Source organism: Nonomuraea insulae, from assembly GCF_042656245.1.
This window is the reverse complement of the sequence record NZ_JBHSPA010000096.1, coordinates 63,491-74,288: the sequence shown is the minus strand read 5'-3', so window position 1 is coordinate 74,288 and position 10,798 is coordinate 63,491. Positions and strand designations below refer to the sequence as shown.

Annotated in this window: 10 protein-coding genes and 1 tRNA gene (1 of these 11 only partly in view); 3 read left to right on the top strand and 8 right to left on the bottom strand. The window is 68.6% G+C overall.

Translation table 11 applies throughout. The annotated features are described in order from the left end of the window. A tRNA-Tyr gene (locus ACFPZ3_RS58560) sits at positions 1 to 65 on the bottom strand (it extends 165 nt beyond the left edge of the window). Positions 66 to 537: 472 nt separating this feature from the next. Between ACFPZ3_RS58560 and ACFPZ3_RS58555 the strand changes: the two genes are divergently transcribed. The 3 genes from ACFPZ3_RS58555 (at position 538) to ACFPZ3_RS58545 (ending at position 2,324) form a co-directional block, all read left to right on the top strand. Continuing rightward, positions 538 to 852, top strand: a complete 315-nt coding sequence (locus tag ACFPZ3_RS58555; protein ID WP_379523130.1) for a hypothetical protein — start codon at positions 538 to 540, stop codon at positions 850 to 852. Positions 853 to 989: 137 nt separating this feature from the next. Then, the gene (locus ACFPZ3_RS58550) at positions 990 to 1,481 is read left to right on the top strand and encodes a YajQ family cyclic di-GMP-binding protein (RefSeq protein ID WP_379523129.1); all 492 of its coding nucleotides are present in this window, start codon (positions 990 to 992) and stop codon (positions 1,479 to 1,481) included. Between the two features lie 366 nt (positions 1,482 to 1,847). Next, the gene (locus ACFPZ3_RS58545) at positions 1,848 to 2,324 is read left to right on the top strand and encodes an NUDIX hydrolase (RefSeq protein ID WP_379523128.1); all 477 of its coding nucleotides are present in this window, start codon (positions 1,848 to 1,850) and stop codon (positions 2,322 to 2,324) included. On the opposite strand, the gene htpX is transcribed toward ACFPZ3_RS58545, so the two are convergent. The 7 genes from htpX to ACFPZ3_RS58510 all read right to left on the bottom strand — a co-directional run bounded on the left by htpX (position 2,321) and on the right by ACFPZ3_RS58510 (position 10,758). Then, the gene (gene htpX / locus ACFPZ3_RS58540; protein WP_379523127.1) at positions 2,321 to 3,172 is read right to left on the bottom strand and encodes a zinc metalloprotease HtpX; all 852 of its coding nucleotides are present in this window, start codon (positions 3,170 to 3,172) and stop codon (positions 2,321 to 2,323) included. The two genes, ACFPZ3_RS58545 and htpX, sit on opposite strands and share 4 nt — an antisense overlap. A 109-nt stretch (positions 3,173 to 3,281) precedes the next feature. Further along, the gene (locus ACFPZ3_RS58535; protein WP_379523126.1) at positions 3,282 to 4,865 is read right to left on the bottom strand and encodes an NADH-quinone oxidoreductase subunit N; all 1,584 of its coding nucleotides are present in this window, start codon (positions 4,863 to 4,865) and stop codon (positions 3,282 to 3,284) included. After that, a complete protein-coding gene (locus tag ACFPZ3_RS58530) occupies positions 4,862 to 6,451 on the bottom strand; it encodes a complex I subunit 4 family protein (RefSeq protein ID WP_379523125.1) in 1,590 nt (529 codons plus the stop codon). Before ACFPZ3_RS58530 ends, ACFPZ3_RS58535 begins: the two co-directional genes overlap by 4 nt. Beyond that, positions 6,451 to 8,352: an NADH-quinone oxidoreductase subunit 5 family protein gene (locus tag ACFPZ3_RS58525; protein WP_379523124.1), complete on the bottom strand. Its 1,902-nt coding sequence runs from the start codon at positions 8,350 to 8,352 to the stop codon at positions 6,451 to 6,453. Before ACFPZ3_RS58525 ends, ACFPZ3_RS58530 begins: the two co-directional genes overlap by 1 nt. Next, positions 8,349 to 8,903, bottom strand: coding sequence for an NADH-quinone oxidoreductase subunit NuoK (gene nuoK, locus ACFPZ3_RS70380; RefSeq protein ID WP_465263602.1), 555 nt, complete (start codon positions 8,901 to 8,903; stop codon positions 8,349 to 8,351). Before nuoK ends, ACFPZ3_RS58525 begins: the two co-directional genes overlap by 4 nt. Continuing rightward, positions 8,903 to 9,544: an NADH-quinone oxidoreductase subunit J family protein gene (locus ACFPZ3_RS58515; protein WP_379523123.1), complete on the bottom strand. Its 642-nt coding sequence runs from the start codon at positions 9,542 to 9,544 to the stop codon at positions 8,903 to 8,905. Before ACFPZ3_RS58515 ends, nuoK begins: the two co-directional genes overlap by 1 nt. Further along, entirely contained in the window at positions 9,541 to 10,758 is a 1,218-nt protein-coding gene (locus tag ACFPZ3_RS58510) for a 4Fe-4S binding protein (protein WP_379523122.1), read from the bottom strand. Before ACFPZ3_RS58510 ends, ACFPZ3_RS58515 begins: the two co-directional genes overlap by 4 nt. Between the last annotated feature and the right edge of the window lie 40 nt (positions 10,759 to 10,798).

Sequence of the window (10,798 nt, the reverse complement as noted above, 5' to 3'; positions counted from 1 at the left end):
GAACTTGCGTAGGCTGAGCCGACGGTTTTACAGACCGCTCCCTTTGGCCACTCGGGCAACCTGCCGTGCCATCCGCTCTCGCGGCGACAGACAGAAGAATAGCGGACTTCGGAGGTGCACGTGACACCGGTTTGTCCTGTGCCGGGTCGTGGTGGGCCGCCGGGGCGGGGCGGTGGTGGTTGGGGGCGCGTGCCGTCGGGATGAGTGGTGGTCGTGTCAGTGCCAGGTGCGGGGATCGGGCGGTGGGGGCCGGGGTTGGGTCACGTCCGTGGACGCAACCCCGGGGTTGGTGGAGGTTTCCGCGTGCGATGGAGATTCTCTGTCCGGGGGTTCTGCGGTGGATTGTGTTTTCCCTGCGAGGTCGGCCGGGCGCGACGGGTCCGGGTTTCCGGGCGGGGGTGCGCTGGCGGTAAAGAAAGTGTCACCCAGATCGCCGATCCCGCCACCGTACGTGATCGGACCTGGGAGCATGGGCACGCAATCACCCGGGCTTCGGTAGTACGCCCGGCCCCCCGACCACCGCACAAGGCAGGGCTCGTGGACGTAGAGGCAGAGATCCTTGACTTGAGGCTGCGTATGCAGGCGCTTGAGAAGAGTGTGCGTTCCGATGGCGAGCCCAGCGCGACGGTGGGCAGCCTCGCCCCGGACCTGATCGCGGTCGGCGGCGTTCATCGTGAGATGGCCGATGATCTGGAGGCTCTCGGTGTGGAGATCACCGGTCTGCGGTGGCAGGCCAAGGAGTACTACACCAACGGCCACTCTCAGGTCCTCAAGCGGCTCGACGACCTCCACATAGGCTTCCACAACATTGAGTCCAAACTCGATCAGCTGCTGAAGAAGGACACCGCGTAGAGCTCGCTGGAGGCCTCGAAGCGGGGTGGCTGAGGGGTGGGGTCCTGCGCGGTGGGCTGATGCTGGCTAGGCTCGTTCGCTGGGTCCGCGCGTTCCGTGGCCGGGCCGAATTCACCGCAGCTGAGAGGATGGGCGCTTTGGCCGATTCATCTTTCGACATCGTCAGCAAGATCGACCGCCAGGAGGTCGACAACGCTCTCAATCAGGCGGACAAGGAGATCGGGCACCGCTTCGACTTCAAGGGCACCGGGGCGAGCATCAGCTGGTCCGGGCAGAACAACATCGAGATCAAGGCGAACAGTGAAGAGCGGGCCACTGCCGCGCTCGACGTGTTCAAGGAGAAGGTGATCAAGCGGGGTCTGTCCCTGAAGGTCCTTGATGCCGATGAGCCCAAGTTGTCGGGTAAGGAATACCGCCTGCTGGTCGGCCTGAAGGAGGGCATCGACCAGGAGAACGCGAAGAAGATCTCCAAGCTGGTCCGCGATGAGGGGCCGAAGGGGATCAAGGCGCAGATTCAGGGCGAGGAACTCCGGGTCAGCTCCAAGAAGAAGGACGATCTCCAGGACGTCATCAACCTGCTGAAGGGCAAGGATCTGGACATCGCCCTCCAGTTCGTGAACTACCGCTAACCAGAGGCGTGGTCGCGGAGAGCGCATCCGGGGCACACGGTCGGAATGCGGCATCCATGTACGTGTGGCGCCGCTTCTTCTCCTGTGTCCCGGGGCCGCTCTATTTCAGGAGACCGGATGATCTCTCTCCAGAATCTCCAGAATCTTCCCGGGGTCGGTTCGAGCCCTTGGCGTCTTTGGGTGTTTAGCCGGGTACGGCCGCCGTTGTGCTCATCACAGGGAACCACGGCCTGCTGGACATCACGGGAAGCGCCGTGTTGCTGATCGTCTCCATCGCCGTTGTATCCGCGTGGGCCAGTGTGCCCGGGATTGAGCCTCTCAGGACGGTCCGCGGGGAAACCGGCTGCTTGCGTATGCTCGGTCGGCATGACGAAGATCCCCCGGCGCCGGTTCACGGCACGTGTGCTGCCCGTTGACGTACAAGATCGAGTTCTTCTGTTGCGGGGCTTTGATCCGGCCAAGCCGGATCAGCCGTTCTGGTTCACGATCGGTGGCGCGCTGGAAGGGAACGAGACGCTGCGGGAGGCGGCGGCGCGGGAGTTGTACGAGGAAGTCGGGATTCGGGCGGGGATCGAGGAGTTCGCGGGGCCGTACGCGGAGAGGATGATCACGTTCGAGTGGAGTGAGTATGTCTTCACACAGGATGAGGCCTTCTTCGCCATCCGGGTGGAGGGTGACGCGGCCGCTGTGTCGTTCGATCACATGGAGCAGATCGAGAAGGACACGACGACCGGATACCGGTGGTGGAGTGTGGAGGAGCTCGACAGCACCGAGGAGGTCGTTCATCCCGAGGAGGTGGCCATGATCCTGCGGAAGGTCATCGCGGAGCGTGCCGCCGGCTAGCGGCGGTAACCGGCCATGCGCTCCAGGCGGGCGACTCGTTCCGAGGTGGGTGGGTGGGTGGAGAACAGGCGGCCGAGGCCGGAGCCGCTGAACGGGTTGGCGATCATCATGTGCGAGGCCGAGGTGAGGCGGCTGTTCTCGGGGAGCGGGAGCCGGCGAGCGCCCAGCTCGATCTTGCGGAGGGCCGAGGCCAGCGCGAGCGGATCGCCGGTCAGCCTGGCGCCCGCTTCGTCGGCTTGATATTCCCTCGTACGGGAGATCGCCATCTGCACCATCATGGCCGCCACCGGCCCGAGGACCATCATCAGGAGGGCGCCCACGAAGCCGGGCCCCTCGTCGTCGTCCGAGCCGCCGAAGAACACGGCCACGTAGCTGAGCCAGGTGATCATCGTGGCGAACGCGCCCGCGACGGAGGAGATGAGGATGTCCCGGTTGTATACGTGGGACAGCTCATGCCCGATCACGCCGCGCAGTTCGGCCTCGTCGAGCAGCTTGGTCAGGCCGTACGTGACGCACACCGCGGCCCGGCGCGGGCTTCTGCCGGTCGCGAAGGCGTTCGGCTGGACCGTCGGCGAGATGTACAGCCGCGGCATGGGCTGGCGGGCCTCGGTGGACAGTTCGCGGACGATTCGGTAGAGGGTGGGCTGTTCGACCTCGCTGACGGGCCTGGCTCGCATGGCCGACAGGGCGATGCGGTCGGAGAAGAAGTAGGCGACACCGTTGCTCACCAGGGCGAGCACGAACGCGATCTGCACACCGGTGCCGCCGCCCAACCACGCGCCCAGCGTGATGATCAGCGCCGAGAGCCCACCGAGCAGTACGGCGGTACGCAGACCGTTGTGGTGCAAGGCTCCCCCCTTCGTGGGCCGGGTTCATCACCTCCAACGATGATGACCCGGTCCTTCGTTCCCCGGCGTGCTCAGCTGAGGGCGGAGCGCGACTTTCGGCCGGGATTTCTCAGCCGGAGGCTGACAGGGAGGTCATGTCCAGGACGAGCTGGGGGGCGATCGAGAACAGGACTGCCGCCGCCAGGGCCAGGCCCACGGCCAGCCAGGTCGTGGCGGGTGGCCGGTAGGGGGCGAGGGATGTCCCGGCGGCGGGGGTGAAGAGGCGGGCCGTCCAGATGGCGTAGTAGTACAGGCCGATGACCGTGTTGACGGCCATGACCAGCGCCAGCCAGCCGGATCCGCCCTCGATGATCTCGCGGAAGACGAAGATCTTGGCGAAGAGCCCGGCCAGGCCCGGCGGAAGGCCGGCCAGGCAGACCAGACAGAACGCCAGCGCGATGCCCGCCGCCGGCCGGCGGAGCGCCAGGCCGCGGTAGTCGTCGAGCTCGTTGCGGGTGGTGGTCCTGGATACGAGCATGACGACGGCGAACGCGCCGAGGTTCATGGCGGCGTAGATGACCAGGTACGCCATGGACGCGCCGACCGCCCCGGATCCGATGACGGTCCTGGGCGTGGCCGCCACCGCCAGCGGCGCCAGGATGTAGCCGGACTGCGCGACCGAGGACCAGGCCAGCAGGCGTACGGCGGAGCGCTGGCGCATGGCCAGCAGGTTGCCCACGGTCATGGTCAGCGCCGCCACGATGCCCACGATCGGCGCCCACGTGGCCGCCTGCCCGGACAGAGCGGCGACCAGGACGAGGATCAGCCCGGCGAACCCGGCCGCCTTCGAGATGACCGAGAGCAGGGCGGCCACCGGGACGGAGGCGCCCTGGTACACGTCGGCCGCCCACGAGTGGAACGGCACCGCGGCGATCTTGAAGGCGAAGCCGGCCACCACGAGGACGACGCCGACGGTCACGACGGCGGGCATCCCCGCCGCGCCCTCCGCCAGCCCCGGGGCCGCCGCCTGACCGCTGAAGACCGCCGACAGGCGCGACAGGTAGACCGTGCCCGCGATGCCGTACAGGAGGGACACGCCGAACAACATGATCGCCGTGGAGACCACCGACACCACGAAGAGCTTCACGGCGGCCTCGGACGCGCGGCCGTCGTAGCGTTTCATCGCGGTGAGGGCGAAGACGGGGAGCGAGACCAGTTCGAGCGCCACCACCAGCATGATCAGGTCTCGGGACGCGGGCAGGGTCACCGCGCCGACGAGGGTGCAGAGCAGCAGGAAGTACCACTCGCCGACGGGGATGGCGCCGCCCGCCAGCTCCGTCATCGACATCAGGATGACCACGACGGCGGCCACGAGCACCATGCCCGCGAACACCAGCGTGAACCCGTCCACCACGAACGAGCACAGCGTCGCGCCACCGGAGAGGCCGGGCGGCACGCAGAAGGTCGACCGGCCGCCTGTGAGCGCCTGGGCGATCACGAAGCCCAGGGAGACGAGGACGCCTGCCAGCGTGACGAGCCCCAGCCCGGCCTTCGGCCCGCGGGCTGACGGGAAGGAGGCGTCGAGGGCCTGTCCCGGCTCGGTGTTCGCCCGCGGGCGGGCCGGGAGGAACGCGTCGAGCAGCAGCACCAGCCCCGCCGTCAGGGCGAGCACCAGAGGGGGCGCGATCGCGAAATAGTCGATCTGCTGGATCATGAGAGGGCTCCCAGCAGGGTCTGCACGGACGGCGTGGTCAGCGACAGCAGCAGGCCCGGCCAGAGGCCGAAGAGCAGGATCAGGATCACCAGTGGGGTCCAGGCCAGCAGCTCATGGCTCCTGATGTCGCCGATCTCACGGACGGGCTCAGGCGCGAGGGTGGTCGTGGCGGACGGAGGGCTTTCGTCGGGGGTGTGGTGGATCGGGCTCACGACGGACGGCGTGCCGGTCCTGGAGCCGCCGTGGGTGACACGGGACAACATGACCAGGAAGTACGCGGCCGTCAGGACCGCGCCCAGTCCCCCGATCACCATGTACGTGAGGTAGAGGCCGCGCGGCAGCCCGTTCGCCGGCTGGAACGCCCCGAACAGCGCCAGCATCTCCCCCCAGAACCCGGCCAGCCCGGGCAGCCCCAGCGACGCGATCACCGCGAACGTGAGCACCGAGCCCAGCCGCGGCAACCTCGCCAGCAGGCCGCCGCCCAATCCGGGCATGTCGACGGTGTGGTAGCGCTCCTTGACGGCTCCGGCCAGGAAGAACAGCAGGCCGGTGATCAGGCCGTGGGCGACGTTGGCGAAGAGGGCGCCGTTGATGCCGACGGGGGTCAGCGTGGCGAAGCCGAGCAGGACGAAGCCCATGTGGCCGACGGAGGAGTAGGCGATCATGCGTTTCAGGTCACGCTGGGCGAGGCAGGCCAGGGCGCCGTACACGATACCGACCACCGCGAACGCCCCCAGCCACGGCGCCACCGCCGTCGCGCCCTCGGGGAGGACGGGGATGGCGATCCTGGCGAAGCCGTACGTGCCCATCTTCAGCAGCACGCCCGCGAGCAGCACCGAGCCCACTGTCGGGGCCTCCGTGTGGGCGTCGGGGAGCCAGGTGTGCAGCGGCCACATGGGGGTTTTCACGGCCAGGCCGATGCCGATCGCTACGAAGGCCAGGATCTGGATGGACCTGGACATTCCCGCACCGTGGGACGTGGCCAGCGCCACGATGTCGAGGGTGCCGGTCTGGGCCCAGATCAGGAGCAGGCCGAGCAGCATGACGACCGAGCCGAGCAGCGTGTACAGGATGAACTTGATCGAGGCCGCCCTGCGCCCGTCGCCGCCCCAGATGCCGATCAGGAAGTACATCGGGATGAGGACGATCTCGAAGAAGATGAAGAAGAGCAGCAGGTCGAGGGCGAGGAACGTACCGATCATGCCTACTTCGAGCACGAGCAGCGTGAACACGAGCGCTCTCGGCCTCGTCCTCATCAGTTGTTCCGGGGCTCGCCAGCACAGGTAGACGAAGCACAGGAACGTCAGCAGGGTCGTCAGGGCGATCAGCGGCAGTGAGATGCCGTCGATGCCGAGGTGCAGGCGCAACCCGAGCCCGGGGATCCACGGCCAGTCGGTCTCGAACTGCACCCGCGCGGGCCGACCGTAGTCGAACGTGGCCACGAGCAGGAGGCTCAGAGCGAGCGTGACGGCCGAGAGGATCAGTCCGTACGTACGGAGCACCGGGCGGAGCGTCTGCGGCGAGAGGAGGAGCAGGAGCGCGCCGAGTAGCGGTACGGCGAGGAGTGCTACGAGGATCCAGCTCATCACGTGAACATCACCGCCCCCACCGCGATCAACAGGACACCGGCCAGCACGCCGCTCACGTAGAGCTGGACGTTGCCGTTCTGGGCCAGTCGCAGCACTCCGGACAATCCGCGCGCCGATGTGCCAGACCCGCGTACCGCCCCGTCCACGACCACGTCGTCCGTCCTGACGACGAGCCTGGCCAGGGCCAGCACCGGGCGTACGAACAGCGCGGCGTACAGGGAGTCCACGTAGAACGCCCGCTCGCACGGCGCCCGCAGCGGGCCCAGCAGGCGGGCCGGGTCGGCGACAGGGTCGATGCGCCAGAACGCGTACACCACCCCGGCCCCCAGCGCCGCGAGCACGACGCTGATGCCTGCCACGCCGAGGTCCAGGTGCGGTTCGCCGGCGAAGCCCAGCAGCAGGGCGGGGACGGCAAGGAGGATGACGGGCACGAGCATCGTCCGCGGGGCTTCCGTGACGTCCACGACGTGGGCGGTGCCGGGCTCCGGTTCCGGCAGCGCCACGGCTCTCGCCTCGCCGAAGAACGTGCGGAGCCAGGCTCTGGTGGCGTACGCGCCGGTGACGGCCACGGTCGCGAGGGCGCAGCCGTACAGGAGGAGGGCCGCCGCGTCGGTCAGGGTGCCGGTCGAGAGGGCGCCGTCCATGGCCAGCAGGATGCCGTCCTTGCTGAAGAAACCGCTGGACGGAGGGATGCCCATCAGGGCGGCGAACCCGACCGTCATCGTCACGAACGTGATCGGCAACTCGCGGCGCAGGCCGCCCATCTGGGTCATCAGGTTGGAGCCGACATGGTGGATCACCGCGCCCGCGCAGAGGAACAGCAGCGCCTTGAACGCGCCGTGGGTCAGCAGGTGGAAGATGGCCGCGGTGTCGGAGCCCGCGGCGAGAGCGCCGGCCATGTAGGCGAGCTGGCTGACCGTGGAGTAGGCCAGAACGCGTTTCAGGTCGTCTTGGGCGAGGGCGGCCAGCGCGGCGCCCAGCATGCCCAGGGCGGCGAGCACGGCCAGGACGTCGAGCGTGGGCCGGGCGGCGAGGAACGCCGGGAACAGCCTGGCCACGATGAAGATCCCGGCGGCGACCATGGTGGCGGCGTGGATCAGGGCGCTGATCGGCGTCGGGCCCGCCATGGCGTCGGGGAGCCAGGTGTGCAGGGGCACCTGGGCGCTCTTGCCCGCCACGCCGGCCAGCAGGAGCATCGTGGCCGTCACCAGGGTGGCGGAGGACATCTCCGGCACCTTCGCCAGCACGTCCTCGATGCGGAAGCTGCCTGCCGCCACGCCGAGCACGAAGATGCCGAAGAGGAAGCCGACGTCGCCGAGGCGGGTGACGAGGAACGCCTTCACCGCGGCTCGCGAGTTGCTCCGGTCTTCCCACCAGTGGCCGATGAGGAGGTAGGAGCAGAGGCCCATGATCTCCCAGCCCACGTAGAGGACCAGGAGGTCACCCGCGTAGATGACCAGGAGCATGGCGCTGGTGAAGAGGCTGATGAACGCGCTGTAGGAGGGGTAGCGCGGGTCGGTTTTGAGGTAGCCGACCGAGTAGACCTGCACGGCCAGCGCTACGAAGGTCACCAGGACGCCGAGGACGCCCGACAGGGCGTCGGCCTGGAGGGTGAGCGAGATCGGGATGCCGCCGGTGACGATCTCGCCGTAGGTCCTGCCGGTGCTGGGTGACGGTGTCGTGCTGGTGAAGTAGGTGAAGCCCGGGCCCCAGGCCAGCCAGGTGGCCAGGATCGCCGAGGCCGCCGTGGGCAGGATCGCGATCCAGGCGGCTCGGGTGTTGGCTCGTTCGCCTGTTTTCGGGGAGGACGTTCTGGGGTGGGGCCAGCGGGAGAGCAGGAGGCCGGCGAAGGCGGCGATGAATGGGAGGAGTACGGCCAGCAGCGGGAATGTCGTCATAGCGTGCCCCCGCCTCGTTTGACGGGCTGCTGCTCGTCTCCGTGATCGCCGTCGGGGTCCGGTCGCTTCGCGCGGGTGGTGTCGTCCGGGCGCTCTTCGTGCTCCTGCTTTTCCTGTGCCGGCCGGCGCTGGGCATTCCTTGGAACGGCCGGGGCCGGCTCGGTGCGGTGGGGCTGGGTTCGTGCCGGTGGGTCTGCGTGGCCGTCGGTCGAAGGGGCCGTTGACATGGCTGGAGGTTCGTCGGTGGGCTCGGCCAGGTCGCGGAGGTGGTCGATGTCGACGGTGCGGCGGTTCCGGTAGAGGGCCAGCACTATCGCCAGGCCCAGGCCCAGCTCGGCCGCCGCGATGACGATGACGAACAGGGTGAGCACCTGGCCGCTGTGCAGGCGGTCGCCCAGCCACACATCGAACGCGACCAGGTTGAGGTTGACGGCGTTGAGCATCAGCTCGACCGACATCAGCACGAGGATCGTGTTGCGCCTGGCCAGCACGCCGTAGACGCCGATGGAGAAGAGGAGCGCGGAGACGACCGCCGGGTAGACGATGTGCACTAATTACCCCCGGTCTGTTCGGGTGGCGAGCCGCCCACGGTCCGGTCGGGTGTCGAGGGGCTGTCGGGCTGGGCGGGTGTCGGGGGGCCGTCGGGCTGGGTGGGCGAGCCGCCGGGGATGTCTGTGCGGGACAGGACGATGGCGCCGATCAAAGCGGCCAGCAGCAGTACGGACAGCGCCTCGAACGGCAGCACCCACGTGGCGAACACGCTCGCGCCCAGTTCCTTCGCGGCTCCCCGGCCGGGAATGGGCGGGGCGTAGGCCGTACGGAATCCGTCGATCACCACCGTGACCAGGGTCACCGCCGTTGCCACCGCCACCACGGCGGAGACCAGCCTGTTGCCGCTGTTCAGGTCGGCGGAGCGGCCTATGGGAGCGCGGGTGAGCATGATGCCGAACAGGAGCAGCACCACCACCGCGCCGACATAGATGAGCACCTGGACCCAGGCCACGAACTCGGCGGTCAGCACGAGGTAGCCGCCCGCCAGCGCGCCGAAGCAGACCACCAGCCAGAGGGCGGCGTGGACGAGCTGTCTGGTCGTGACGACGAGCAGCGCCGATCCGACCGCTACCGCACCCAGGAGCAAGAAGACGATCTCTTGCCCGGTGGGTGACAGGTAGGAGGGCACCGCTTCGGTCACGACTCCTCCTCGGACTCCCTTGTCTCGTCAGGACTGAGCCGCCCTGGCGGACGGATGGACCGTGGATCGGCCATCCTGTGCCTGCGGGGGCTCGCGGCAGAAGTCTGCTCCTCGGGATCGGGCCGCGGTTGCGGTTCGTCCGAGGCTGTGGACAACTCGTCCGAGGGTGGCTGGCCTGTGGATGAAGGCTCGCCCTGATCCTGTCCCTGAGGCAGTGTCTGCAACCGGGACTCCGACTCCGACTCCGACTGAGGCTGGCGGCCCGGACCCTGCGGGTCCTGGGCTTCCTGCGGATCCTGAGGGTCAGTCGGGCCATGACGCTGGTCCTCGTCAGAGGGTCGCCTGTCGTCCGAGGACTGTGCACGCTCATCGCCCGAGGGCTGGAGGGGCTCATCGCCGGGTGCCTGCTCACTCTGGAGCTGCGGCCTGCCCTGGTCCTCACGCCCGCCCTCGGGCTGGTCCTCGTCAGAGGGCTGGGGCCGGCGTTCGCGTTCGTCGCTCTGAGGCTGGTCGGCGGTGCTCGTCTTCCCGGGGTCGTTGTCCGCTGCCGGGCTCTCAGGGCCGGTGGGTGCGGCGTCGCCCTCAGAAGAGGGCGGGAGCGCGCCTGGGGGGCGGATTCCTCGTACGTTCGTCATCGGACGGCGGGGGCGGGACGGCGGGGTGGCGGGGGCTGCTTCGGGCGCGCTCGCGGGCGGCTCGGTACCGGCCGCGGGGCTGGGCTCCGCGGTGGGCTTGGGGCTTTCCTGGTCGGCGGGGGTACGGGTGCGGGCGGGGCGGCGAGGGGCGGCCGTCCGCTCCTTGGGGAGTTCGGCGCCGGGGTCGTGGGCCGGGGGCGGGGGGACCGTCGGGGTCCAGGCGGCCAGCTTGTCCTTCTCGTGGAGGAGGTTGCGGATGTCGCCTTCCGCGTACTCGAACTCCGGGGACCAGAAGAGCGCGTCGAAGGGGCAGACCTCGATGCAGATGCCGCAGTACATGCACAGGGAGAAGTCGATGGCGAAGCGGTCGAGGACGTTGCGCTGCCGCGCGCGGCCGCCCTCCGGGGCCGGGATCGTCTCCTTGTGGGAGTCGATGTAGATGCACCAATCTGGACATTCCCTTGCACAGAGCATGCAAGAGGTGCAGTTTTCCTCAACCAGGGCGATAACGCCTCGGCTGCGGGGCGGCAGGGCGGGCTTGACCTCGGGATATTGCTGGGTGACCGATTTGCGCAGCATGTGGCGAAGGGTGATGGACAGCCCTTTTGCCAGTCCGACT